The sequence below is a fragment of the Dechloromonas sp. HYN0024 genome, from assembly GCF_003441615.1.
Taxonomy (GTDB): domain Bacteria; phylum Pseudomonadota; class Gammaproteobacteria; order Burkholderiales; family Rhodocyclaceae; genus Azonexus.
On record NZ_CP031842.1, the window covers coordinates 533,790 to 558,224 of the forward strand.

General features: G+C 59.6%; 31 protein-coding genes. 10 read left to right on the top strand and 21 right to left on the bottom strand.

Going from position 1 to position 24,435, the window contains the following annotated elements; genetic code table 11:
• Positions 1-42: 42 nt before the first annotated feature.
• Genes HYN24_RS02625 through HYN24_RS02650 form a run of 6 tightly spaced genes read left to right on the top strand, consistent with a single transcriptional unit; the run spans position 43 to position 2,989 of the window.
• Positions 43-360, top strand: coding sequence for a helix-turn-helix transcriptional regulator (locus HYN24_RS02625; RefSeq protein WP_240327713.1), 318 nt, complete (start codon positions 43-45; stop codon positions 358-360).
• A gap of 3 nt (positions 361-363) precedes the next feature.
• The gene (locus HYN24_RS02630) at positions 364-789 is read left to right on the top strand and encodes a rhodanese-like domain-containing protein (protein WP_117607831.1); all 426 of its coding nucleotides are present in this window, start codon (positions 364-366) and stop codon (positions 787-789) included.
• Positions 786-1,046, top strand: a complete 261-nt coding sequence (gene grxC, locus HYN24_RS02635; RefSeq protein WP_117607832.1) for a glutaredoxin 3 — start codon at positions 786-788, stop codon at positions 1,044-1,046. Before HYN24_RS02630 ends, grxC begins: the two co-directional genes overlap by 4 nt.
• 43 nt (positions 1,047-1,089) lie before the next feature.
• Positions 1,090-1,557, top strand: a complete 468-nt coding sequence (gene secB / locus HYN24_RS02640; RefSeq protein ID WP_117607833.1) for a protein-export chaperone SecB — start codon at positions 1,090-1,092, stop codon at positions 1,555-1,557.
• Positions 1,557-2,003, top strand: coding sequence for an SH3 domain-containing protein (locus HYN24_RS02645; RefSeq protein ID WP_117607834.1), 447 nt, complete (start codon positions 1,557-1,559; stop codon positions 2,001-2,003). The genes secB and HYN24_RS02645 overlap by 1 nt, the downstream gene beginning before the upstream one ends.
• Positions 2,000-2,989, top strand: coding sequence for an NAD(P)H-dependent glycerol-3-phosphate dehydrogenase (locus HYN24_RS02650; RefSeq protein ID WP_117607835.1), 990 nt, complete (start codon positions 2,000-2,002; stop codon positions 2,987-2,989). Before HYN24_RS02645 ends, HYN24_RS02650 begins: the two co-directional genes overlap by 4 nt.
• A 9-nt stretch (positions 2,990-2,998) precedes the next feature.
• Here HYN24_RS02650 and HYN24_RS02655 read toward each other — a convergent pair whose 3' ends face one another.
• Complete coding sequence (locus HYN24_RS02655; RefSeq protein WP_117607836.1) at positions 2,999-3,463, bottom strand: tRNA (cytidine(34)-2'-O)-methyltransferase; 465 nt, start codon at positions 3,461-3,463, stop codon at positions 2,999-3,001.
• Positions 3,464-3,507: 44 nt separating this feature from the next.
• Complete coding sequence (locus tag HYN24_RS02660; protein WP_240327714.1) at positions 3,508-4,224, bottom strand: ComF family protein; 717 nt, start codon at positions 4,222-4,224, stop codon at positions 3,508-3,510.
• Positions 4,225-4,307: 83 nt separating this feature from the next.
• On the opposite strand from HYN24_RS02660, the gene bioB reads away from it, so the two are divergent.
• Positions 4,308-5,291 (top strand): biotin synthase BioB, encoded by a 984-nt coding sequence (gene bioB, locus HYN24_RS02665; protein ID WP_117607838.1) that lies wholly within the window; start codon positions 4,308-4,310, stop codon positions 5,289-5,291.
• On the top strand, positions 5,288-6,184 hold the full coding sequence (locus HYN24_RS02670; RefSeq protein WP_117607839.1) for a methyltransferase domain-containing protein: 897 nt from the start codon (positions 5,288-5,290) through the stop codon (positions 6,182-6,184). Before bioB ends, HYN24_RS02670 begins: the two co-directional genes overlap by 4 nt.
• A gap of 11 nt (positions 6,185-6,195) precedes the next feature.
• Here HYN24_RS02670 and HYN24_RS02675 read toward each other — a convergent pair whose 3' ends face one another.
• The 5 genes from HYN24_RS02675 to HYN24_RS02695 all read right to left on the bottom strand — a co-directional run bounded on the left by HYN24_RS02675 (position 6,196) and on the right by HYN24_RS02695 (position 9,954).
• The gene (locus HYN24_RS02675; RefSeq protein ID WP_117607840.1) at positions 6,196-6,861 is read right to left on the bottom strand and encodes a sulfite oxidase heme-binding subunit YedZ; all 666 of its coding nucleotides are present in this window, start codon (positions 6,859-6,861) and stop codon (positions 6,196-6,198) included.
• Position 6,862: 1 nt separating this feature from the next.
• Positions 6,863-7,816 (bottom strand): protein-methionine-sulfoxide reductase catalytic subunit MsrP, encoded by a 954-nt coding sequence (msrP, locus tag HYN24_RS02680; RefSeq protein ID WP_117607841.1) that lies wholly within the window; start codon positions 7,814-7,816, stop codon positions 6,863-6,865.
• Between the two features lie 105 nt (positions 7,817-7,921).
• Positions 7,922-8,764, bottom strand: a complete 843-nt coding sequence (locus HYN24_RS02685; protein ID WP_117607842.1) for an HDOD domain-containing protein — start codon at positions 8,762-8,764, stop codon at positions 7,922-7,924.
• 1 nt (position 8,765) lies between these two features.
• A complete protein-coding gene (locus tag HYN24_RS02690) occupies positions 8,766-9,197 on the bottom strand; it encodes a CBS domain-containing protein (RefSeq protein WP_117607843.1) in 432 nt (143 codons plus the stop codon).
• A 121-nt stretch (positions 9,198-9,318) separates the two neighbouring features.
• Positions 9,319-9,954: a cytochrome c gene (locus HYN24_RS02695; protein ID WP_117607844.1), complete on the bottom strand. Its 636-nt coding sequence runs from the start codon at positions 9,952-9,954 to the stop codon at positions 9,319-9,321.
• A 107-nt stretch (positions 9,955-10,061) separates the two neighbouring features.
• On the opposite strand from HYN24_RS02695, the gene yihA reads away from it, so the two are divergent.
• Positions 10,062-10,724, top strand: a complete 663-nt coding sequence (gene yihA / locus HYN24_RS02700) for a ribosome biogenesis GTP-binding protein YihA/YsxC (RefSeq protein WP_117607845.1) — start codon at positions 10,062-10,064, stop codon at positions 10,722-10,724.
• 129 nt (positions 10,725-10,853) lie between these two features.
• The gene (gene hemB, locus HYN24_RS02705; protein WP_117607846.1) at positions 10,854-11,858 is read left to right on the top strand and encodes a porphobilinogen synthase; all 1,005 of its coding nucleotides are present in this window, start codon (positions 10,854-10,856) and stop codon (positions 11,856-11,858) included.
• A 57-nt stretch (positions 11,859-11,915) separates the two neighbouring features.
• Here hemB and slmA read toward each other — a convergent pair whose 3' ends face one another.
• The 14 genes from slmA to HYN24_RS02775 all read right to left on the bottom strand — a co-directional run bounded on the left by slmA (position 11,916) and on the right by HYN24_RS02775 (position 24,407).
• The gene (slmA, locus tag HYN24_RS02710) at positions 11,916-12,524 is read right to left on the bottom strand and encodes a nucleoid occlusion factor SlmA (protein WP_117607847.1); all 609 of its coding nucleotides are present in this window, start codon (positions 12,522-12,524) and stop codon (positions 11,916-11,918) included.
• A 12-nt stretch (positions 12,525-12,536) separates the two neighbouring features.
• The gene (locus HYN24_RS02715; protein WP_117607848.1) at positions 12,537-13,196 is read right to left on the bottom strand and encodes a pyrimidine 5'-nucleotidase; all 660 of its coding nucleotides are present in this window, start codon (positions 13,194-13,196) and stop codon (positions 12,537-12,539) included.
• Positions 13,197-13,254: 58 nt separating this feature from the next.
• On the bottom strand, positions 13,255-14,142 hold the full coding sequence (argB, locus tag HYN24_RS02720; protein WP_205421428.1) for an acetylglutamate kinase: 888 nt from the start codon (positions 14,140-14,142) through the stop codon (positions 13,255-13,257).
• A gap of 80 nt (positions 14,143-14,222) precedes the next feature.
• Positions 14,223-14,678 carry a dihydroneopterin triphosphate diphosphatase gene (gene nudB, locus HYN24_RS02725; protein ID WP_117607850.1) on the bottom strand — a complete coding sequence of 152 codons (456 nt, stop codon included), beginning with the start codon at positions 14,676-14,678 and terminating at the stop codon, positions 14,223-14,225.
• Positions 14,675-15,103 (bottom strand): barstar family protein, encoded by a 429-nt coding sequence (locus HYN24_RS02730; protein ID WP_117607851.1) that lies wholly within the window; start codon positions 15,101-15,103, stop codon positions 14,675-14,677. Before HYN24_RS02730 ends, nudB begins: the two co-directional genes overlap by 4 nt.
• A 10-nt stretch (positions 15,104-15,113) precedes the next feature.
• On the bottom strand, positions 15,114-15,473 hold the full coding sequence (locus HYN24_RS02735) for a ribonuclease domain-containing protein (RefSeq protein ID WP_117607852.1): 360 nt from the start codon (positions 15,471-15,473) through the stop codon (positions 15,114-15,116).
• Positions 15,474-15,482: 9 nt separating this feature from the next.
• Positions 15,483-17,282, bottom strand: coding sequence for an aspartate--tRNA ligase (gene aspS, locus HYN24_RS02740; protein WP_117607853.1), 1,800 nt, complete (start codon positions 17,280-17,282; stop codon positions 15,483-15,485).
• Between the two features lie 17 nt (positions 17,283-17,299).
• The gene (locus tag HYN24_RS02745; RefSeq protein ID WP_117607854.1) at positions 17,300-17,914 is read right to left on the bottom strand and encodes a DUF502 domain-containing protein; all 615 of its coding nucleotides are present in this window, start codon (positions 17,912-17,914) and stop codon (positions 17,300-17,302) included.
• Entirely contained in the window at positions 17,914-18,168 is a 255-nt protein-coding gene (locus tag HYN24_RS02750; RefSeq protein WP_117607855.1) for an FmdB family zinc ribbon protein, read from the bottom strand. The genes HYN24_RS02745 and HYN24_RS02750 overlap by 1 nt, the downstream gene beginning before the upstream one ends.
• A 71-nt stretch (positions 18,169-18,239) precedes the next feature.
• Complete coding sequence (locus tag HYN24_RS02755; protein ID WP_117607856.1) at positions 18,240-19,094, bottom strand: A24 family peptidase; 855 nt, start codon at positions 19,092-19,094, stop codon at positions 18,240-18,242.
• Positions 19,094-20,320 (bottom strand): type II secretion system F family protein, encoded by a 1,227-nt coding sequence (locus tag HYN24_RS02760; RefSeq protein ID WP_117607857.1) that lies wholly within the window; start codon positions 20,318-20,320, stop codon positions 19,094-19,096. The genes HYN24_RS02755 and HYN24_RS02760 overlap by 1 nt, the downstream gene beginning before the upstream one ends.
• A 15-nt stretch (positions 20,321-20,335) precedes the next feature.
• Positions 20,336-22,051 (bottom strand): type IV-A pilus assembly ATPase PilB, encoded by a 1,716-nt coding sequence (gene pilB, locus HYN24_RS02765; RefSeq protein WP_117607858.1) that lies wholly within the window; start codon positions 22,049-22,051, stop codon positions 20,336-20,338.
• A 235-nt stretch (positions 22,052-22,286) separates the two neighbouring features.
• Positions 22,287-23,558: an HlyC/CorC family transporter gene (locus tag HYN24_RS02770; RefSeq protein WP_117607859.1), complete on the bottom strand. Its 1,272-nt coding sequence runs from the start codon at positions 23,556-23,558 to the stop codon at positions 22,287-22,289.
• Positions 23,559-23,567: 9 nt separating this feature from the next.
• Positions 23,568-24,407, bottom strand: a complete 840-nt coding sequence (locus HYN24_RS02775) for an inner membrane protein YpjD (protein WP_117607860.1) — start codon at positions 24,405-24,407, stop codon at positions 23,568-23,570.
• Between the last annotated feature and the right edge of the window lie 28 nt (positions 24,408-24,435).

The window sequence follows — 24,435 nt, forward strand, 5'->3', positions numbered from 1 at the left end:
CGCTATTTTATAATGCGCCATTCACCGAAACGAGGTTTTATCTTGGAAACGCCATCCTTCAGTTTGATCGACAAGCAGGAGCACATCGAGTTGGCCGCCCGTGCGCTGAAATCCATCGCCCACCCGCTGCGCCTGAAAATTCTCTGTGTGCTGGGCGAGGACGAAGCCTGTGTCCAGGATATCGTCGAGGCGGTGGGGACGTCGCAAAGCAATATTTCCCAGCATCTGGCCATCCTGCGCGAAAAAGGTGTGCTGGTGACGCGCAAGGATGCCAACCGTGTTTTTTACCGGGTTGGCGATCAGCGCACGCTGCAACTGGTCAGCATGATGCGTGAAGTTTTTTGCGGGACGGAGGAATAAGCAATGCCGATGGATTTTATCAACCAGAATATCCTGCTCGTCTCGCTCGTCGCCGTCAGCGGACTTTCCCTGCTCTGGCCGATGCTGGCCGGTCAGTCTGCCGATGGCGTTGGTCCGGTCGAGGCGACCCAGCTGATCAATCGTCAGGATGCGCACATTCTTGATGTCCGCGAGGCCGATGAATATGCCACCGGACATTTGCCCGAGGCCAAGAATATTCCGGCCAGCAAACTGGCCGAGCGGGCTAGTGAAATCGAGAAGCTCAAGGGGGCACCGATCATCGTCTGCTGTGCGACCGGCATGCGTTCGAACAAGGCCTGTGCCGAGTTGAAGAAGCAGGGTTTCGAAAAGGTCTTCAACCTGTCCGGTGGTGTCGACGCCTGGGTGGGCGCCGGCTATCCGATCAAGAAAGGTGCCAAGAGCAAATGAGCGCCCCGGTCCTGATGTATACCACGGCGGTCTGCCCGTACTGCACGCGCGCCAAGCAACTACTGGCGGCGCGTGGGGTGACGCAAATCGCGGAAGTCCGGGTTGATCTCGACCCGGACCGGCGCGATGAAATGATGCAGAAAACCCAGCGGCGTACCGTGCCGCAAATCTACATCGGCGAAACCCACGTCGGTGGCTGTGACGATCTCTATGCTCTCGACGCATCCGGCCAGTTGAAGCCGCTGCTCGAAGGCTGAACCGAATCGATTCAACGTCTGAATTAACCTCTGAAAGAAAATCATGGAACAAAACGAACAGCCCGTCTTCGGTATTGAAAAGCTTTACGTCAAGGATCTGTCGATCGAAGTGCCGAATGCGCCGGAAATTTTCCTTGAGCGCGAGCAGCCGCAAGTCGAGATTCAGCTCAATACCGGTGGTCGTACGGTCGGCGATTCCGTTTATGAGGTGGTGCTGACGGTGACGGTTACCGCCAAGCTGGCCGACAAGAATGTTTTCCTGGTTGAAGTCGGTCAGGCCGGCATCTTCCGTATCCAGAACGTGCCGGAAGACCAGATCGAGCCGCTGATCGCTGTCGCCTGCCCGAACATTCTTTTCCCGTATGCTCGCGAAGCGATCTCCGATGCGGTCAGCCGCGCCGGCTTCCAGCCGATCGTGCTGCAACCGGTCAATTTCGAAGGCATGTACATGCAGCGCATGCAGCAGCAGGCCGAGCAGGCCGGTGCGCCGGCTGACGCCTCGATCCAGTAATGACCATCTGGCGTCGTGCGCTTGTCGCCCTGTCGCTGCTCAGCGCTGCCGGAGCAGCGCTGGCTATCGACTACCGTTCGGTCAGTGTGCCGGCGGCCATTCTTTTCGATGCGCCGTCGCTGCAGGGCAAGAAGCTCTACCTGATCAAGGCGCAGACGCCAGTCGAGGTTGTCGTCAAGCTCGACGGCTGGTTCAAGGTGCGTGATGCCGAAGGGACGCTGGCCTGGATCGAATCGCGCAGTATCGGCGAGCGCCGGACGCTGGTTGTGACCGCCTCAAAGGCTGAGGTCCGCCAGTCGGACAAGCCGGAATCGCCAGTCCTGGCCGAACTGGAGAAATGGGTCGCTGTCGACTTCATCGAATCCGCATCGCCGGGCTGGGCCAAGGTTCGCCACCGCGATGGGGCCACCGGCTTTATTCGCTCGACACAGGTCTGGGGTCTATGAGAATCACGCTGCTTGGTGCCGGTGCCTGGGGCACCGCGCTGTCCATCGCCTTTGCCGGCAAGCATGAACTGACGCTGTGGTCGCGCGAAGAAGATGTTGCGGCAGACCTTCTTGCCAGCCGCGAAAACCATCGGTTTTTCCCCGGCTACAAATTACCCGAGTCGGTTGCCGTGGCGACGGATTTCGAGGCGGCGGTGGCAACTGCCGAATTGCTCATCGTGGCGACACCGATTGCCGGTTTGCGCCCTACGGTCGAACGCCTCAAGGCGATTGGCTGTACCTTGCCGCTGTTGTGGGTGTGCAAGGGTTTCGAGGCAGGGACTGGCAAGTTGCCCCACCAGGTCGTCACCGATGTGCTTGGCCAGCAGGCCCTGTGCGGCGCCCTGTCCGGCCCCAGTTTTGCCGAGGAAGTGGCAGCCGGGCAGCCGACAGCAGTGGCCCTGGCGGCGAGCGACCCGGCCTTTGCCCGCGAGGCGGCGCGGCAGTTGCACACGGCCCGCCTGCGCATCTATGCCAATGATGACCTGGTTGGTGTTGAAGTCGGTGGTGCAGTGAAAAACGTCCTGGCCATTGCTACCGGCGTTTGCGATGGTCTGGGTCTTGGCCTCAATTCACGGGCAGCGCTGATGACCCGTGGCCTGGCCGAAATTGCCCGGCTTGGTCTGGCGCTCGGCGCCGACCGCCAAACCTTCATGGGCCTGGCTGGCATGGGCGACCTGATCCTCACCTGCACCGGTGATCTGTCGCGCAATCGGCGGGTCGGTCTGGCCCTGGCCGAGAACAAATCGCTACCGCAGATTCTCGAAGAGCTTGGGCATGTCGCCGAAGGTGTCTATACGGCCCGTGAGGTTGATCGCCTGTCGACTCAACTGGGCGTCGACATGCCGATCAGTGCTGCCGTTGCCGCGGTGCTTGACGGTCGCCTGACGGCGGCAGCAGCGCTGGAGCTGCTGATGGCTCGTGATCCGAAGGAAGAGTTGGCCTGAGTCGCCGTTTTAACTGGCACCTTTGAAGCCGGCCTGACGCCAGGCTTCAAAGACGGTCACGGCGGCGGCGTTGGATAGGTTGAGGCTGCGCTGTCCAGACTGCATCGGCAGGCGCAGTCGCCTCTCCGGGGCAAACTCGGCGAGTACTTCCGGCGGCAGTCCGCTGGTTTCACGACCGAAGACAAATACATCGCTTTCCTGCAAGGTCGTGTCGTACGGGCTGCCAGTGCCTTTCGTCGTCATGGCGAATAGTCGCCGGCCGGCCAGGGCTGCCCGACAGGCTGCCCAGTCGGGGTGGCGAAGGACGCGGGCGTATTCGTGGTAATCCAGTCCGGCCCGGCGTAACCCCTTGTCAGTGATGTCAAAGCCGAGCGGCTCGACCAGATGCAATTCGGCCCCGGTATTGGCGCACAGGCGAATGATATTGCCCGTATTGGGGGGGATTTCAGGCTGATAGAGAACGACGGCAAACACGCGGGCGCTTTCAAATGGTTGAGGGGGCGAATTAGACCACGGATTCAGTGCTTTAGCGCACGTGCGATGACCGCGCTGGTGACTGAGGCCGCACCGTGCAGTTTGAGGACCTGGGCGCATTCGCTGGCAGTGGCGCCGGTGGTCATGACATCGTCGATCAGTAGCAGGTGCTGCCCGCTAAAGTCGGTTCGGCATTCGAAGGCGCCCCGCACGTTCTTGTGTCGGGCCTTGTGGGGTAGGTCTGCCTGGGGTGGGGTGGCCCTGATGCGCACGACATGACAGCGATCGACTGGAATATTCAGCAGCCGGCCAAGTCTTCCGGCGATTTCTGCCGACTGGTTGAACCCCCGCTGGCGCAAGCGTTCGGGGTGGAGCGGCAGGGGCACAATCAGGTCGTAGGGCTGATCGCCGATCCGCTCAGCCAGTCTGGCGGCGCTCCAGGCGGCGACGGCCAGCTGGTGTCCGTATTTCAGCGCATGAATCATCCGGTCGGCGGGAAACTCGTAGCGATAGAGGGCGATGCTACGGTCGAAATGGGGCGGCGACTGCAGGCAGGCGCCGCAACGTTCCCCGTGAGTGGTTTGATCGGCGCAGACTGGCCACACGGTTCCCGCAAGCAGTGGCAGGTCGCTACTACAGGCGGGACAAAGCAAGGCTGACGGGCTGTCGGCGGTGCACAGCAGACAGCTCCCCGGCAATGCGCTATCGAGGATTTTCCGGCCAAGTCGTTTGAGTCCATCGGGCTGGGGTAAAATTGACATCCAGCCGGAGCGTCCGCGATAATCCATAATTACCGATGCGTTTCGTATCTGATTTTCAAAGCATTTTTCACGCAAGGCCTTCCATGCAAGCTAGCTCCGTCGCCGCCGTTTCGTCCGTTTCGCCATCCACTTCTGCCCATCGCTGGTCGGTTGCTGAAGTGCTCGCTCTTTACGAGCTGCCGCTGATGGATCTGATCTGGCGCGCCCAGGGGGTGCATCGCGAAAATTTTGATGCCAATGCCATTCAACGCTCGACGCTGCTGTCAGTCAAGACCGGCGGGTGCTCGGAAGATTGCAGCTATTGCTCCCAGTCGGCCCGTTACGACACGGATACCGAGCGCGAGCGCCTGATGCCGCTCAATGAGGTCGTTGCTGCTGCCCAGGCCGCCAAGGCCAAGGGGGCTTCGCGCTTCTGCATGGGGGCCGCCTGGAAGGGGCCGAAGGATAACGATCTCGACCGTGTTCTCGACATGGTGCGTGAAGTCAAGGCACTCGGCATGCAGACCTGCGTGACGCTCGGTATGCTCAAGGACGGCCAGGCCGAAAAGCTCAAGGACGCCGGTCTTGATTACTACAATCACAATCTTGATACGGACAAGGATTTCTACGGTCAGGTCATCAAGACGCACACCCATGACGACCGCCTCGATACACTCGAGCAGGTCCGCGATGCCGGCATCAACGTCTGTTCCGGCGGCATTATCGGCATGGGCGAGTCGCGCAAGAACCGCGCCGGTCTGCTGGTCCAGCTGGCCAACCTGCCCAAGGCGCCGGAGTCGGTGCCGATCAATAATCTGGTGCCGATTCCCGGGACGCCGCTGGCCGAAAACGACCGCCTCGATCCCTTCGAATTCGTGCGCACCATCGCCGCTGCCCGCATCATGATGCCGACGTCCTGGGTGCGCCTGTCGGCCGGTCGTCAGCAAATGAGTGACGAGCTGCAGACGCTGTGTTTCCTGGCCGGTGCCAACTCGATGTTCTATGGCGATCGCCTGCTGACCACCGACAACCCCGATGTCGACCGCGATGATGCGCTGTTCGCACGCCTCGGCGTCAAGGCCGTTTGAGTAAGGCCAGTCCGCATGCCGGTTTTGTCGACCAGCCACAGGTTGGTCGACGGTTTGCCAGAGCGGCAGCTGCCTACGGCGAAGGTGACTTTTTCGCCCGCGAAGTCGATCGCCGGATGCAGGAGCGGCTTGATTTCGTCAAACTTGAACCAACCCGGATTCTTGATCTGGGTTGTAGCCGTGGCGGGAGTTTTGCCGGCCTTGCAGCACGCTATCCGCAAGCCGAGTTGATCGGTCTTGATGTGGCGCCGGCCATGCTCTTGGCGGGTCGGACCCAGCGTGCCGGCTGGCAGCGCTGGCTTGGTCTCGGCAAGCAGGCCGAGCCCCTTCGACTGGCGGCTGATGCGGCGCATTTGCCGCTCAAGTCCCGGGTGACCCAGATTGTCTGGTCAAACCTGCTGCTGCACTGGCTCGATGATCCGGTTCCCGCCCTGGCCGAGGCCCACCGTGTGCTGGATGTCGGTGGCCTGCTGATGTTCTCGACGCTCGGCCCGGACACCCTGAAAGAGCTGCGCACGGCTTTCTCCGATGGCTATGCCCATACCCAGCGTTTTGCCGATCTCCACGATCTTGGCGACATGCTGGTCGGCTGCGGTTTTGCCGATCCGGTGATGGACATGGAAGTCATCACGCTAACCTATGACGATCTCGATACGATGTTTGCCGAACTGCGGGCGGCCGGTTCATCGTGCGCCATGAAGGCCCGCCGCCATGGCCTGACCGGACGCAAGTCGTGGGACAGTGGCCGGGCTGCCTACGAGGCCATGCGCAAGGATGGCAGGCTGCCAGCGACTTTCGAGGTTATCTACGGCCACGCCTGGAAGGTTGCCCCCAAGAAGACCCCAGATGGGCGCGCCATCGTCCGCTTCGACCTGCCACGCAAGGGTTCATAGGGGCAGGGAATCTATTCCGGCTTTTGCTTGAAGAATTTCAGTGGTTTGGCGTTCTGAAACTGCGGAGCCGGGATCGCTTTTCGCTGCCGCTCGCGAATTCGCCAGCCGAGCAACAGGGCCACGCCAATGCTGTAGGCCAGTGGCCAAAGCAGGGCCGTAGCCTTCACCAGCCAGAAGTAATGCACGCAGGCGAGAATGCTGATCAGGTAAATGTTGCGATGCAATTCCTGCCATTTTCGGCCGCCCAGCTGGCGAATAGCCCAGTTGTTCGAGGTGGCAGCCAGAGGGATCAGTAGCAGGAAGGCGGCAAAGCCGACCGTGACGAAGGGGCGCTTGAAGATGTCCTTGGCAATATCTTCGATTACAAAATCATGGTCAAAGCCGATGAAACTCAGGAAGTGCAAGCTGGCGTAAAAGAAGCAGAACAGGCCGAGCATGCGCCTGAGGCGGGTCAGCCAGTGCATTTGCGTCATCGCCCGTAGGGGCGTAATGCACAGCGTGATCAACAACAGGTTGATGGTCCATGTTCCTGTCCAGCGCTGGACGAACTCGACCGGGTTGGGGCCGAAGTCGTTTGTATAGGTGGCCCACAGCAGGCGGCAGAGTGGCAGCAGGCAGATGGCAAAGAGCGCGACCTTGATCAGGCCAAGCTGGCGGTTATCGGGATTGAAGCGCATGTCAAAAGTTTTTCCGTAAATCCATGCCGGCATACAGGCCAGCGACCTGATCGGCGTAGCCGTTGAAGGGCAGGGTCTTGCGTTTGAGGAATTCGCCGAGACGGCGTTCGTTGGCCTGGCTCCAGCGCTTGTGCGGTACGTCGGGATTGACGTTGGAGTAGAAGCCATATTCGTCGGGGCCGGCTTTCATCCACGCTGTATTTGGCTGCTTTTCGACGAAGCGGATACGGACGATGGATTTCGCTCCCTTGAAACCATATTTCCATGGCACGACGAGGCGGAGCGGCGCACCATTTTGTTTGGGCATGACTTCTCCATACATGCCAAGCGCCAGGATGGTAAGGGGGTGCCGCGCCTCGTCGAGACGGAGACCTTCGATATAAGGCCAGTCGAGCAGGGGCAGTCGCACGTAGGGCATTTGCTCGGGGTCGGCGAGGCTCCAGAATTCGACGTATTTGGCATTGCCGGTCGGCTCGACCCGCTTGAGCAATTCGCTGAACGGAAAGCCAACCCAGGGAACAATGGCGCTCCAACCCTCGACACAGCGCATCCGGTAAATGCGTTCTTCAAGCGGCGCCCACTTCAGAATGTCGTCGATGGCAAAGGTCTTTGGCGCTTTCACTTCGCCGTCGACAGTCAGCGTCCACGGCTGGGTACGCAGGCGGTGGGCATTTTTTGCCGGGCTGTCCTTGTCCGGGCCGAATTCGTAGAAATTCCCGTAAGTGGTCATCGACTGGTAGGGCGTCAGCTTGTCGTCGATGGTCGACAAGGGGCTTGATAGCAGATTGTCGAACCGGCGGCTACGTCCGTCACGGGTTTCTGCGCCATGAGCCAGACCGAGGGTGCTTGCACCAAGGCCGAGGGCGAGTGTCCGGATGAAGTCTCGGCGACCGGCATAGACCTGGGGGTCGGTGATTTCGGACGTTGGAATGTGCGGCGTGTGGCGAATCAGCATATCGGTTCCTGGTGGCTTCCATGTCCATTAGTCGGCGTAGATCGGGAATACTTACAGCGATTCCCGCTGGCGGATGGACTTCAGACTGCCAGGATGCCTCCAGGTTCAGACAGAAAGGGCGGCGCGCAGCTCGGCGATTTCTGCATCGGCCGCCTGGCGCAGGTCTTCATGCTGTAGTCGGATGTCCGCTTGCCAGGCCTCCTCCTCTGCTCCGATGGTCCTGTTCTGCCACGCCGGGGCATTGCCGGCGAGGGCGATAGAAAAACAGAGGATATCGCTGATCGAGCGCGGGGCTTCCGCCCGGGTCCGGTGACTCTGATCGCGTACAGCATCGGTGATCGTGGTCGGTAGCCCCAGACTATGTAGCAGATTTTCCCCTATTCCTTCGTGCCAGCCGGCGATGAGTTCGATCATCAACGCTTCATTGTCTCGATAGTCTGGATAGGCTGCGGCACGAAACAGCAGGTAGAAAATGCCGATGTTGTGAACCAGGCCGGCCAGCATGGCCATATCAGGCGTGGCGTAGCCATTGTGGCGAGCCAGCGTGCGGGCGATGGCGGCAACCTGCAGGGAGTTCTCCCAGGCGGCTCTGGCGATCGTGTTGTAACGCGATAGATGAACCGATTTGAGCATCTGATCCATGGCCACGGCAAGCGATGTCATGCGGACGATGTCGATGCCCAGTCGTTCGATCACGGTATTCAGGTCGGCCACCGTATGGCCGGCCGGGTTGTAGATGACCGAACTGGCCAGGCGCAAAAGCTTGCTCGAAATCAGCGGCTCGACGCTGATTGCCTGGACGATCTGTTCGTTACGTACAAACGGATCTTTCAGGGCATTGCGGACCAGGATGGCCGCATCAAGGCAGGTCGGGAAATTGACATCGCCCGATAGCTCGCGGGCGATGTCGTCAAGAATTTGGAAGTGGGTACCACCCCGGCTGGGCATTTCAGCCGGCGATGTAGTTTTCCAGCTGGGCGATCAGGAATTTCTGGTCGCTGATGGTTTCCTTGACCAGGTCGCCGATCGAAATGATACCCAGGACATTGTTCTCGTCGTCGAGGACGGGCAGATGGCGGAAATGCTTTTCGGTCATCAGGGCCATACACTCATCGAGGGATACACTCGGTGTGACATAGGCAACCTTGTCGCTCATGATTTCGCTGACCTGGGTTTCCTTGGAGGTCTTGCCTTGCAGGATGATTTTCCGTGCGTAGTCGCGCTCGGAAAAGATGCCGACCAGTTGCTCGCCATCAAGGACCAGAAGGGCGCCGACCTCGTGCTTCGCCATGACCGTCAGGGCGTGATAGACCGTATCGCTCGGAGCGACGACGGCCAAGGGGCGGGTTCTGCCGGCGAGAAGCTGTTTGAGTGTCTTCATGTGTTGTCTCCTACTCCTGTTGGATATTGTCCGTTCAGTCTAGCGTCCTCAACATGGACTGCCAAGCTTCCGAAAAACAAAAAAGGCAGCCTAAGCTGCCTTTTTCTCACGTCTTCGCCAATCAGCGAAGACCCGCTGCGTATTCTGCGACCGCCTTGATTTCGGCATCGGAAAGCTTGGCAGCAATCATGCGCATCATCTTTTCCGGATCGTTGGCGCGTTCTTCAACACGGAAGGCCTTCAGCTGGGCTTCGGTGTATTCCTGGAACTGGCCAGCCAGACGTGGGTACTGAGCGGGCAGGCCGGCACCAGCCGGGCCGTGGCAGCCGGCACAGGCGGGAACGCCCTTCTTGAAGTCGCCCTGACGCCAGATCTTCTGGCCGAGAGCAATCTGCTTTTCATCCTTGGCGGCGGCTGGCTTCTGCTTCTGGCGCGAGAACCAGGCGGCAACATTCTTGATGTCGTCATCGGAAAGCGGTGCGGCCATGCCGGCCATGATCGGGTTGTTACGCACGGCCGGCTTGTCACCAACCGGCTTGAAATTCTTGAGTTGCTTGACGATGTATTCCTCGACCTGGCCGGCCAGGTTCGGGTTGGCCGAAGTCGGGCTGTTGCCATCGGCGCCATGACAGGCGACACAAATGGATTCGGCGATGGCCTTGCCCTTGGCAGGGTCAGCCTTGGCGTGGGCTTCTTCGGAAGCGTGGGTGACAAAACTGGTGGCGAAAAGGATTGCCAGTGCCGCTGTACGGATCATTTCGAACTCCTAGTGCGCGTTTATGGGCGCTTTGGCCGGAACGGAGGTTACAAACCTGTTATTCTATATCAGTTCGTCGCCCTCTTGGCGCGTCTTCCGAGTTTTTTATGCCTCTGTTCCAACAGGCGGTTTTTTTGACAACCGTCGCCAATCTCCGTGATTTGCCGCAGGACTCCGTGCGCGAAGTGGCTTTCGCCGGTCGCTCCAATGCTGGCAAATCGTCGACCATTAATACCCTGGCCGGGCGTGTTCGCCTCGCCTATGTCAGTAAAACGCCGGGTCGGACCCAGCATCTGAACTATTTCACACTGGCCGACGGAAAATATTTCGTCGACCTGCCCGGCTATGGTTACGCCAAAGCGCCGGAAGCGATCCGTTCGCAATGGGAGGGACTGATTGGCCCTTATCTCAACAAGCGCGATCAGCTGGCCGGCCTGGTGGTCATCATGGACATCCGTCGCCCGATGACCGACCTCGATTTGCGCCTGATCGACTGGTTTCGGCCGACTGGCCGCCCGATCCACATTCTGCTTTCCAAGGCTGACAAGTTGAGTCGGCAGGAACAGACCAAGTCTTTGCGCTCGGTTAAGGCGGAAGTGGCCACCTGGGGCGATGCCGAGCTGTATTCTGTGCAACTCTTTTCCAGCCTGAAAAAGACCGGCGTGGAAGAGGCTGAAGCGGTGCTGGCCAGCTGGCTGGAGATCGAAATCAAGCCGAAGGAAAACAAAGGGCCCCCGGATAAGGGGGGTCCGGGGGCCAAAAAGCCTTAACAGGGTCAAGGCGCCCGCTCAGGGAGGTGAAGCGGGAGACAGCGCGTGCCATCTGCGCTCTCTGACGCGCCGCATGGCGGGAAGTTCCGCCACAGTGCAAAATTTTGTTTATTTGATCGAGGTTGAAGCATGTCTGTAGTGAGTGGTGGATTTCCCGGAACCCGGATGCGCCGGATGCGGCGTGATGATTTTTCCCGTCGTCTGATGCGCGAATCAGTGCTTACGGCGAACGATTTCATTTACCCGGTTTTTGTCCTTGAAGGTGCCGGGCGGGTTGAGAAGGTTTCGTCGATGCCCGGCGTCGAGCGGCAGTCGCTCGACATCCTGCTCAAGACGGCTGAACGCGCCGTCAAGCTGGGTATCCCCGCACTGGCCCTGTTTCCGGTGGTTAGCGCCTCCCTGAAGTCACTGGGGGCAGAGGAGGCGTATAACGCCGAGGGCCTTGTGCCGACGGTTATCAAGGCCCTGAAGCGGGAGTTTCCCGATCTCGGTGTGATCACCGATGTGGCGCTCGACCCCTATACCAGCCACGGTCAGGACGGACTGATCGACGCTACCGGTTACGTGCTCAATGATGAGACCCTGGCAGTCCTGGCTCGCCAGGCGCTTTGCCATGCCGAGGCGGGCGCCGATGTCGTGGCACCGTCCGACATGATGGATGGCCGTATCGGCCGTATCCGGGCCGAACTCGAGGCCGCCGGTCACATTTATACGCGCATCCTGGCGTATTCGGCCAAGTATGCGTCGAGCTTCTACGGTCCTTTCCGCGATGCGGTTGGCTCGGCTGGCAACCTTGGCAAGGGCAACAAATATACCTACCAGATGGACCCTGCCAATAGTGACGAGGCCTTGCGCGAAGTGGCGCTTGATCTCGAAGAGGGGGCCGACATGGTCATGGTCAAGCCGGGCATGCCGTATCTGGATATCGTCCGGCGCGTCAAGGACGAGTTCAAGGTGCCGACCTACGCCTATCAGGTCAGCGGTGAGTACGCCATGCTCAAGGCGGCGGCGCAGAACGGCTGGCTGGACGAGAAGGCCTGCGTGCTGGAGAGCCTGCTGGCGTTCAAGCGGGCTGGGGCTGATGGCATCCTGACCTATTTTGCGCTGGATGCCGCGGAGTATCTTAAGGGCTAAGCTGAGACGCAGCAAAGCCGGATACGAAAATGGCGGCCTTGGCCGCCATTTTGTTTTTCAGGCGCCCGGAGCGCCGGATTGTGACAGGCAGGCGAAGTAGAGCATGGGCCATTGCTGCGGCCACTGGGTCAACGGCTCGCGGCTGAAGCCGCTGCGGGCATATTGTTCCCAGCGACCAACGACGTAGCAACGCAGCAGATTGGCCAGGGCGCCAAAGTCGGCGTCCGGTTTCAGGTTTTCCTGTGTGGCTGCGATGCGCAGCGCCTGTTTCATGGCTGCTTCGACTTTGTCGAGGAGCGCATTGATGCGAATTTGCAGGCGCTCATTTTCATTGACCAGGGCGTCGCCGATGAGCACCCGGGTCATGCCGCGATTTTTCTGGGCAAAACGCAGGAGCAGGCCAATGATCAGTTCGATCTGCTTGAAGCCTTCGGTTTCTTCCGAGGTGATCTGATTGATGACACCGAACAGGCTTTGCTCGATGAACTCGATCAGGCCTTCGAACATCTGGGCCTTGCTGGCGAAGTGACGGTAGAGCGCCGCTTCTGAACAGTCCAGTTTGCCGGCCAGGGCGGCTGTGGTGATCTTTTCCCCTTTCGGGGTTTCCAGCATTTCGGCCAGCGTCTGCAGAATTTGCAGGCGGCGCTCGCCCGGTTTTGTCGCCATCGATATCCCCTCCTAGTTGTTTTTGGCCGATATTTTCAGTCGACCGTAGCATTTTGTCAGTTGCATCGCTGAGCGAATTTTAACGTCAACATAAGGCGATTGGCGTAAGCCAGCACTCACCCACACGGTTTTCATGCCGAGCTTTTTGGCACTGACCAGATTGGCCAGGCTGTCCTCGACCATGATGCATTGGCGTGGGTCGAGGTGTTCGGCGCGGAGCAGGGTGCGGAAGCCGGCCAGCATTGGCTTCGGCTGGAAACGCACGTTTTCGACTGAATAGACGGCATCGAAACAGCGGCCCAGTCCGGTGATGTCGAGAATGGCTTCGGTGTAATGGCGCGGCGCGTTGGAGAAGATGATTTTCCGGCCGGGCAGTCGGCGCAGTGTGTGGAGCAGGGGCTTGTCGAAAACAACCATGCGGGCCAGGTCGGGGAACTGGTGGGTTTCCCACAGAAAATGCCGGGGATCGGTGTCGTGATGGCGGATCAGGCCGAGCAGCGTGGCGCCGTAGCGGGTCCAGTAGTCCTGCCGGATGCGTGTTGCTTCACGCTCGTCGACGCCGAGGTGGCGCTCGATGTATTGGCGCATCGAGCGGTTGATATGGGGAAAGATATGGGGTGTCGCGTTGTGCAGCGTGTTGTCGAGGTCGAACAACCAGACCGGATTCTTCATGGCGACTCCAGAGGCAAGGAGGCCCGCAGTGGCGGGCCTCCTGTCGGTCAATCCGGCATTAGTGCGACTTGATCATGGTGCCGACACCGTGATCGGTGAGGATTTCCAGCAGCAGGGCATGTTCGACCCGTCCGTCGATGATGTGCACGCCCTTGACGCCATTGCGGGCGGCATCGAGGGCGGAACCGATCTTCGGCAGCATGCCGCCGGAGAGCGTGCCGTCTTCAACCATTTCGTCGATCTGCTTGGGCGTGATGCCGGTGATCAGGTTGCCTTCCTTGTCCAGTACGCCGGGTGTGTTGGTCAGCAGGACCAGTTTTTCGGCCTTGAGGACTTCGGCAATTTTGCCAGCGACCACGTCGGCGTTGATGTTGTAGGTCTCGCCATTCTTGCCGACGCCGATCGGGGCGATCACCGGAATGAAAGATCCCTTGTCGAGGTGGTCGATCAGGGTCGGGTCGATGGAGGTGATTTCGCCAACCTGGCCGACGTCGATGAGGTCGCCGGGGTTGTCCTTGTTTTCCAGCATCAGTTTCTTGGCGCGGATGAAGTTGCCATCCTTGCCAGTCAGGCCGACGGCCTTGCCGCCATGCTGATTGATCAGATTGACGATGTCCTTGTTGACCTGGCCACCGAGGACCATTTCAACCACTTCCATGGTTTCTGCATCGGTGACGCGCATACCCTGGATGAACTCGCCCTTCTTGCCGACGCGGGCAAGCAGGCTTTCAATCTGCGGACCGCCGCCATGGACGACGACGATGTTGAAGCCGACCAGTTCAAGGAGCACGACATCTCGGGCAAAGCAGCTTTTCAGGTGCTCGTCGGTCATCGCATTGCCACCGTATTTGACGACGATGGTCTTGCCGTGGAAACGCTTGATATAGGGCAGTGCTTCGGCCAGAACGGCGGCCTTTATGCCGGGGGTGAGGTCTTCGATGCTCATGGCGGGCTCCAAGTGGAATCGCCGCGGATTGTACAAAGAAAAAGGCCGGAATGGGGTCCGGCCTTTGCGCACTGGCCAGATCAGGTCGTTGCCAGGTGCATTTTGGGGAGCATCAGGATCGCCTCCCGATTGCTCCATGAGAAACAGCACTCAGCCGCTTCCTGCCAGGGCAGCCATTGCCAGTCGCGGTGTTCGTCGGGGGCGGTCACGATGGCAGGACGATCGGCCAGTTGCAGGCTGAAAACATGTTCGGTGTTGTGCCTGACGCCCGGGGCATAGCGGTGCCGCCATTCGGTAAATATTTCGAAGGTGTTGGTCATCTGCCAGTCGACGAGCTGGCCGCTGGCGGTATCGATGCCGGTTTCTTCAAGGACTTCACGGCGGGCGGTGTCGATCAGCGCTTCATCGCCCTCGCGACTGCCTGTCACCGACTGCCAGAATCCCGGATGCGCCGCTCTTTCTAGAAGGAGAACGTCAAGGGCGGCGGTGTGAATGACCACGAGCACCGACACCGGCTGTTTGTGGCCGTCGGTCATGCTTCCGGGAAGGAGGGTATGGCGCGGGTCGGCGTGTCGATCAATACCCAGAAGGCGGAGTTCATGGCGCGCCGTGCTTCGGCAGCGGCCAGAAAGACATTAATCAGGGTGGCGTAATCGGTGGGCGCTATCGCCTGTAATTGGGCGAGCCCATCGATCAGCAGGAGTTGCCCCTTGGCTGGCATTCCGTCGGGGTCGGTCAGGCAATCGTAGAGGGCGTCGAAGTTGGCGCCGTACCAGTCGGGAAAGTGCAGGGCGATCCCCAGTTTCCGCAAGGCATCGGGCGCTGCCGAGGTCTGACCAAGGTCGGCCCTGGCCACAAAAAAACCAGCATGTCTGGCGGCCTTCTCGATGGCCTCCTGGCGGGCCGGTGCGAGGTGGAATACGCCGGAGGAACTGGCATTCTTAAGCAGTTTGTCGCGCATCGCTCAGTTCCTATTCGACGATTCGCCGAAAGCTCTGGTAGTGGTCGTCGGTGTAGTAGTAGCTATCATCGCGTCCGACGATGATCCGGCGCGGCCCGCGATCCCGACGCCACGGTGATTTGACCGTGTATTCGCGGTAGAAGCCTCTGGGGTGCTGAGGGAGACGACGTTCAAAATTGCCGAAGACAATGCCGTCGCGCCCGTAGGGAAAAGGGCCGCCGGTTTTGATCAACTCGAGTGTCTGCCGGGCTTCGCGGGGCAGATGGGTGACCAGAATAGTGTCGGTTGCAGCCTCGTTGCTGAAGCTGAAACCGAAGGCGCTCCCGATCGCCAGCCAGGCGACGATCAGGAAGCGCATCCAGGTCATCATGTGGTGCCTTTAGGCACTGGGCGCAGCGACTTGCGTATCGACCTTCTGACGCAGACGGATATGCAGTTCGCGCAGTTGCTTCTCGTCCACCGGGGAGGGGGCATTGGTCAGCAGGCACTGGGCGCGTTGGGTCTTCGGGAAAGCGATGACGTCACGGATCGACTCGGCACCGGTCATCATGGTGACGATGCGGTCGAGGCCGAAGGCCAGGCCGCCGTGCGGCGGAGCGCCATACTTCAGGGCGTCGAGCAGGAAGCCGAACTTGGCCTGTTGTTCTTCCGGTCCGATGTTGAGCGCCGAGAAGACTTTCTCCTGAACGTCGGAGCGATGGATACGCACCGAGCCGCCGCCCAGTTCCCAACCGTTCAGCGCCAGGTCGTAAGCCTTGGCCAGACACTTGCCCGGATCGCTTTCGAGGAACTCGAGGTGCTCGTCCTTCGGGCTGGTGAAGGGGTGGTGGCAGGCGGTCCACCGCTTCGACTCGTCGTCGTACTCGAACATCGGGAAGTCGATGACCCACAGCGGAGCCCATTTGGCGCCGGTCACGAAGCCCTTTTCGTGGCCGATCTTGATGCGCAGCGCACCGAGGGCGTCGTTGACGATCTTGGCTTTGTCGGCACCGAAGAAGATGAGGTCGCCCGACTGTGCGCCGGTGCGTTCGAGCACAGCCTTGAGGGAGGCTTCCGAAAGGTTTTTGACGATGGGCGACTGGAGGCCAGTTTCGTTCGGCTGGCTGACGTCATTGACCTTGATGTAGGCCAGGCCACGGGCGCCGTAGATGCTGACGAACTGGGTATAGGCGTCGATTTCGCCACGGGTCAGCGTGGCGCCACCCGGAATGCGCATGGCGGCAATGCGGCCACCTTCGCTGTTGGCAACGCCGGCGAAGACCTTGAAGGCGACGTCCTTGAAGGCATCGGTGACTTCGGTCAGCTCGAGGGTGACGCGCAGGTCGGGCTTGTCGGAACCGAAGCGGTGCATGGCTTCGGCGTAGGTCATGCGCGGGAATTCCGGCAGATCGACGTCGATCGCTTCCTTGAACACGGTACGGATCAGCTTTTCCATCAGGGCGGTGATCTGGTCCTCGCTCATGAACGAGGTTTCGATATCGACCTGAGTGAATTCAGGCTGACGATCAGCGCGCAGATCTTCATCGCGGAAGCATTTGACGATCTGGTAGTAACGGTCATAGCCGGCAACCATCAACAATTGCTTGAAGAGTTGCGGCGACTGCGGCAAGGCGAAGAACTGACCATCATGGACGCGCGACGGCACGAGGTAGTCGCGGGCGCCTTCCGGGGTCGATTTGGTCAGCATCGGCGTTTCGATGTCGATGAATCCGTTGTCGTCGAGGAAGCGACGGAAGGCCCGGGCCGTCTTGTAACGCAGCATGAGATTGTTCTGCATCTGCGGGCGGCGCAGGTCGATGACGCGATGGGTCAGGCGAACATTTTCGGAGAGATTGTCTTCGTCGAGCTGGAAGGGCGGCGTGACCGAAGGATTGAGGACTTCGATTTCGTGGCAGAGGATTTCGATTTCGCCGGAAGCCAGATTGGCATTGGTCGTGCCGGCCGGGCGCGGACGAACCTTGCCGGTGATTTTCAGGCAGAACTCGTTGCGCACTGATTCGGCAATGGCGAAGGTAGCGGCCCGATCCGGGTCACAGACGATTTGCGCCAGACCTTCGCGGTCGCGCAAGTCGATGAAGATGACGCCGCCGTGGTCGCGCCGACGATGGGCCCAGCCGCACAGGGTAACAATTTGCCCGTCGAGGGAGGCGTTGAGTTGTCCGCAATAATGGGTACGCATGAAACTTTCCGGTTGATTCAGGTGTTGGTGATGATGCGGGGATGTGGCTGGGGGGCCACAACGCCCATCGAGATGATGTATTTGAGTGCTTCGTCGACGGACATTTCAAGTTCGATGACATCTTTGGCCGGGAGCATCAGAAAGAAGCCGGACGTCGGATTCGGTGTGGTCGGTACGTAGACGCTGACATGTTCGGAATCGAGGTGATTGACGATGTCGCCGCCGGGATGTCCGGTTTGAAAGGCGATCGTCCAACATTCCTGATGTGGGTATCGGATGAGCAGGGCTTTGCGAAAAGCATTGCCGTTCGGCGAAAACAGTGTGTCGGAAACCTGCTTGACGCTGTGGTAAACCGAGTTGACGACGGGAATCCGGGCCAGCACCTTTTCCGACCAGACGACCAGCTTCTGGCCAATGAAATTGGTCGCCAGAAGGCCCGTGAACAGGATCATGGCCAGGGTCAGAACCGCTCCGGCGCCGGGTATCTGGAAACCGACCAGATTTTGCGGATGGATGCCTTCCGGCAGCAGTCGCAGCGACTGGTCGAGAGCACTGACGATCGTCGACAGCACCCAGCCGGTTATGACCAGCGGGACCCAGATCAGCAGGCCGGTGATGAAATAACGTTTCATCAACTGGCCACGCAAGATGAGCAGCTTCCTTCGCCGGTCTGGCAAGGGGGCGCTGCCGCCGGCTTGTTGCCGCCACCCTTGAAGTCAGTGGCATACCACCCGCTGCCTTTGAGCTGAAAGCCGGCGGCGGAAAGTAGCTTGCTATAGCTTTCCTTGCTGCATTCCGGGCAAGTCGTGAGGACAGGGTCGCTCATCTTTTGCAGATGTTCTTTCTGGAAGCCGCAGGAGTCACAGCGATATTCGTAAATCGGCATGGGAGTCCTCCAAAACCTTGAATTATAACCGAGAGTCTTAATTGACTATATCGGGGCGAGCCTTGCCTTTTTCAACCGATCAGGCCGAGATAGCTGCGTGTGATCGATTCGCCCCAGAAGAGGGCGATGCCGCCAGCTGCGGCAAGGTAGGGGCCAAAAGGGATCGGGACGTTGCGCCCGTGGCGGGCGGCAACGATCAGCGTGATACCAACGGCGGCACCGACCACCGAGGAGAGCAGAATGATGGCCGGCAGCATGGACCAGCCCAGCCAGGCACCAAGGGCGGCCAGGAGTTTGAAGTCACCATAGCCCATGCCTTCCTTGCCGGTAGCCAGCTTGAACAGCCAAAAAACGCTCCACAGGGCGAGATAACCGAGCATGGCACCGACGACGGCGGACGACAGGTCGGTATAGGTTGCCCACAGATTGAAGCCGAGGCCCAGCCAGAGCAAGGGCAGGGTGATCGAGTCGGGCAGAAGCTGCGTATCAAGATCGATCGCGGCGAGTGCGATGAGCGCCCAGACCAGGGCTAGTGCGCCGGCCCCCTGAAGGGTCGGGCCAAAATGCCAGGCGACATAGGCAGAGAGCAGGCCGGTCAGTGCTTCGATAATCGGGTAGCGCAGGGAAATCGGGGCCTGGCAAGCCGAGCATTTACCCCTGAGGATCAACAGATAGCTGATCAGTGGAATGTTTTCGAGAGCGGTGATCTGGTGGCCGCAATCCGGGCAGCGCGAGCGGGGCTTGGCCAGCGACAGCGGGGCTTCTGCGGGCGGCGGTGATTCCCCACGCAAGTCGGCACATTGTGCGTGCCATTCCTGCTCCATCATTTTGGGCAGGCGGTGAATCACCACGTTGAGGAAGCTGCCGACGCAAACGCCGAGCAGCCCAGCCACGGCGGCCAGACCGCCCAGGGTTTCGGGGAGCATCAAACGACGGATCCAATCTTGAAGATAGGCAGATACATGGCAACGACCATGCCGCCGATGAGCGTACCAAGAACCACCATGATGATCGGTTCCATGAGGCTGGACATGGCATCGACGGCATCGTCGACTTCCTGTTCGAAAAAGTCGGCCACCTTCGATAGCATCGAGTCGAGAGCGCCTGACTCTTCGCCAATGGAGACCATCTGGATCACCATGTTGGGGAAGATGTTGGTGTTCTGCATCGCTGTGGTCAGATTGACGCCAGTCGATACTTCGCTCTGGATCTGGCGCGTGGCGACCTTGTAGACGTGGTTGCCGGCCGCGCCACCGACCGACTCGAGGGATTCGACCAGCGGTACGCCGGCGGCGAACATGGTGGCGAGGGTGCGGGTCCAGCGCGCAATGACCGACTTGCGGACAATATCGCCGAAAATGGGCATGCGCAGGAGCATACGATCCATCGCCATCTGGATTTTCTCGGAACGCTTCCAGCTTTCCAGGAAGGCGTACAAGCCGCCGCCGAGAATGCCGAAAATGGCCCACCAGTACGCCACGAAAAAGTCGGAAAGGGCGATGACGAAGAGGGTTGGGGCCGGCAGATCGGCACCAAAGGACTTGAACACGTCCTTGAAGGCTGGGATCACGAAGATCATGATGACGGCGGTGATGATGAAGGCGACGACAAGGACGGCAATCGGGTAGAAGAGGGCCGATTTGATCTTGCCCTTGATGGCCAGGATCTTTTCCTTGTAGGTGGCGAGGCGGTCAAGCAGGGTATCGAGAATACCGGCCTGCTCACCGGCGGCGACCAGGTTGCAATACAGCGCATCGAACTGCAGCGGAAATTTGCGGAAAGCTTGCGACAGCGAACTGCCGGTTTCGACATCGGACTTGATATCAAGCAACAGTTTGCCGACAGCGGGGTTGGAGTGGCCACGGCCAACGATGTCGAAGGACTGCAACAAGGGAACGCCGGATTTCATCATCGTCGCCAGCTGGCGGGTGAACAGCGAAATATCCTTCTCGGTTATCGTGCCACCGGTCTTGAAGCGAACTTTCTTGACCTTGGCGTTGGTCACGCCCTGTCGACGCAGCATCGTTTGCACGACCGATTCGCTGGCCACGCGCATTTCGCCACGTACGGTTTTGCCGTCTTTATTCTTGCCTTCCCAGAGGAAAGTGCTTTCCTTGACTGCCGAGGCCCTATTTCTTGCGGCGGTAGCCATATATTTTCCTTTTCATTAGGCGTTGGTGGTGCTCAACACTTCGTCAAGCGACGTCATGCCTTGTTTGACCTTCAATAAACCAGATTCGCGTAGATCCTTGATGCCTTCGTCCTTGGCCTGTTTCGCCAGATCAAGGGCAGAGGCGCCCGACAAAATCTGCCGTTGCATGGCCTCGGAAATCGGCATTACCTGATAGATGCCGACGCGGCCCTTGTAGCCTGTTCCTTTGCAGCGTTCACAGCCGCCCGGGCCATACAGGGTCCACGAGCCATCGAGATCGGCCTGTTTGTACCCGGCATCAAGGAGAGCCTGCTCGGGGACGGTGATCGGCTTCTTGCAGGTGCACAGCCGGCGGGCCAGACGCTGCGCGGTAATGAGTAGAACGCTGGAGGCGATGTTGAACATGGGGACGCCCATGTTCATCAGGCGGGTAAGCGTTTGTGGCGCATCATTGGTATGCAGCGTGGACAACACGAGGTGACCGGTCTGGGCGGCCTTGATCGAAATCTCGGCGGTTTCCAGATCGCGGATTTCGCCCACCATGATGATGTCGGGATCCTGGCGCAGGAAGGCTTTAAGCGCGACCGGGAAGGTCAGTCCGGCGCGATCATCGACATTCACCTGGTTGACGCCGGGCAGATTGATTTCGGCCGGGTCCTCAGCGGTGGAAATGTTGATGCCGTCCTTGTTCAGGATATTCAGGCAGGTATAGAGCGACACCGTCTTGCCCGAGCCGGTCGGGCCGGTGACCAGGATCATGCCGTAGGGCCGGGCGATGGCTTCCATCAGCACGGCCTTTTGTTCCGGCTCGTAACCGAGCGCCTCGATGCCCAAGGTGGCCGAAGTCGGGTCAAGAATCCGCATGACGATTTTTTCGCCCTGCAAGGTCGGTAGGGTGCTGACCCGGAAATCGATGGCGCGACTCTTGGATAGCACAAGACGCATGCGTCCATCTTGCGGTACCCGCTTTTCGGCAATGTTCAGCCGGGAAATGACCTTGATGCGCGAGGCGATCTTTTCCTTGATGGCGAGCGGCGGCGTCGCCACTTCGCGCAGGATGCCGTCTACCCGGAAACGGATACGGTAGAACTTTTCGTAGGGCTCGAAATGGATGTCAGAGGCGCCATCGTTGATGGCGTCGAGCAACATTTTCTGGATAAATTTGACGACGGGCGCATCGTCAATGTCCTGGCCTGCCGCATCATCGACCTTGGCCGCAGCTTCCTCGTCGAGAAAGTCGAGATTGATGTCTTCGCTGGTGAAATTCTTGAGGGCATCGGCTGCCGATTCGGAATATTTGGCGACGAGTGGTGCCAGTTTTGATTGCTCGACGACGATCGGATCTACCGCCAATCCGGTCTGAAAGCGGATTTCGTCGAGGGCGCGCAGATTGGTCGGATCGGCGATAGCGACCGACAGGCGGTTGCCACGCTTGTTAAGCGGGATAACCTTGTGCGTGAAAATAAGTTTCCGGTCGATGGCATCGGTCGGGATGTGCGCCTCGTCGAAGGCAGCGAGATCGAGCAAGGGATAACCGAAGGTGTCGGCTACGAAGCGGGCGATATCCAGCGCGCCAGCCTTCTGGCTGATGATGATCTGCTCAATCAATGAAGTCTTGGCGCTATGGGCTTGAGCCAGTAGCTGTTCTGCCTCAGCCTCCTTGAGTTGCCCGGCCTGTACGAGCGCTCGTGCCAGGCCGCCGAGTGGAGGATTTTGAGGTGTTGCTGCCATTGATTGATATGGAATGCCGATTAGATCACCTGATGATGCTACGCAGGCGCGCGTTTGTAAAGGACAGGTCAGCGTCAGTCGGCCTGTTTCGCAACTAAGCAAAGATGAAATTGCGCTGGTTTGAGCTTTTCGGCGTGATGCGATGCCGAGCGCGGCCCGGATTTTTGGGGCAGGTGCTGGCTAAGGGCCGCTGGTCAGACATCTTGTATTGCCCTCCCCGCTGGTGGGATGGGTGTTACGTGGCGTCTGGCCGAAAGAGGCGGACGGTGACGACACTCCTGTCCTGCGTTTGGAGTATCTCGACAGCGATGCCGGCCAGCTTGATGCTGGTACCCGATTCGGGAATGTCCTGGAAGTGTTCAAGAATCAGGCCGTTCAGGGTTTTCGGGCCATCTGTCGGGAAGTCCAGGCCGAGGGTCCGGTTCAGGTCGCGCAGGGCTCTGGCCCCTTCGACAATGGCATCGCCGGCCGGCGACCAGCCCAGTTCATGGCCAAGGCCGGGGACGGTAGTTGTGAAATCGCCGACGAACTCTTCAATGATGTCCTCTAGCGTCAACAGGCCAAGGATTTCGCCATATTCGTCGACCACAAAGCCGATGCGCTGGCGGTTTTCCTGGAAAAAGGCGAGTTGCGAGAAAACCGGGGTGCCCGGGGCGATGTAATAGGGCGACTGCAGTTGCTCAAGTAGCCCCGCTTCGTCAAAGTCGGGGTCGCCCAGGCTGGCAAGCAGGCGACGTACCGGCAGGATGCCGATCAGTTGATCGAGTGATTCGCGGCAGACCGGCAACCGGCTGTGATGGCTGGTGGTGAGTTGAGCGCGGACGTCTTCCCAGGGCTGGTCAAGATCGAGAATCTCGATGTGGCCGCGTGGCGTCATTACATCTTCAACAGTAATACTGTTCAGTTCGAACAGGCTAGACAGGATCGCGTGGTGCTTTTTCGGCATGAGATGGGCCGACTCAAGAACCAGGCTGCGGAGTTCTTCGGGGGACAGCTTGGTTTCTTCGTGCATGCTGCCGGGTGCGAGGCGAATGGCTTTGAGCAGGGCGGTGACGAAGAGATTGACGAACCAGATGATCGGGTAGGCCAGACGCAGGAGCGGGGTCAGCACATAGCTGAGGATGGGGGCCAGGCGGTCGGCATGCGTTGCGCAGATGACCTTGGGTGAGATCTCGGCGACGACGAGCAGGGCAAAGGTGATGCACAGGGTGCCGATTTCCAGGGCGTATTTGGAATCGCCGAACAGGGCCAGGGCGATATAGCCGGTCAGTGTCGCTGCAGCCGCGTTGAACAGCGTGTTGCCGAGGAGAATCAGGCCAAGCAGCTTGTCGGTCTGGCCGAGCAAGGCGAGGGTCAGTTTGGCGCCGCGATGGCCGTTCTGGGCAGCGTGCCGCAGGCGGTAGCGGTTGGCAGCCATCATCGCGGTTTCAGAACCGGAGAAAATGCCAGACAGGATAAGGAGCACGAACAGCGCCCCGAGCATGGCGGATAACGGCAGGTCAGTCATGGAAAATGATCAGAATCGACCCAGGATGACTTCGGCAACGAAGCGACTGCCAACGTAGGCCAGAATCAGGAGCGCGAATCCGGCCAGGGTCCACCGCAAGGCGCGTTTGCCGCGCCAGCCCCAGGCGTGGCGGCCGATTAGCAGGGTGGCGAAGATGCCCCATGAGGCAAAGGCAAACAGGGTCTTGTGATCGACGGTAAGCGGTTTGCCGAATAGCTCTTCAGAGAAAAGCACGCCGCTGCCCACAGTCAGGGTGAGCAGAATGAAGCCGATCAGCAACATGCGGAACAGCAGTTTTTCCATGGTCAGCAGCGGTGGCAGGCTGCCCAGGCTGCGTTTGACCGAACGTTTGTGCAGGGCGTTTTCGGTAAAGCCCATGAAAATTGCGTGCAGCGCTGACAGGGTGAGGAGGCTGTAAGCCAGCATGGCGGCCAGGAAGTGCAGCTTGAAGCCGGTGGCACTGGCATTCGCTACCAGGTGGACATTGGGGAAAAACACCGGAAGTGCCGCGCATACTGCAGCCAGCGGCAGAACCATGGGTTGCATGCCTTCCATGCGGGCCATGAAGCTTTCCAGCCAATAAATGAGGACAGCCAGCCACATCATCAGCGAGAGGGCGAAGCTGAACGAGAAGCGCATGCCGACATCGGCGAACAGGGCATCGTAGAGCCCGACAGCATGAATGACCAAGGCTGCGGCAATGGCAATGCGCTCCCAGGTTTGCATGGGGCAGGCGACGCACTGGTTCTCGCCCTCGCGCCAGCGAGTGTTCCAGAAATGGAAACCGAGCGCGCCATATAGCAGGGCGGCGAGAATGTGCGGCAGAAGCTGAATTACAATATCAACCATCCTTAGATTCTACTAGAAGCCCAACTGA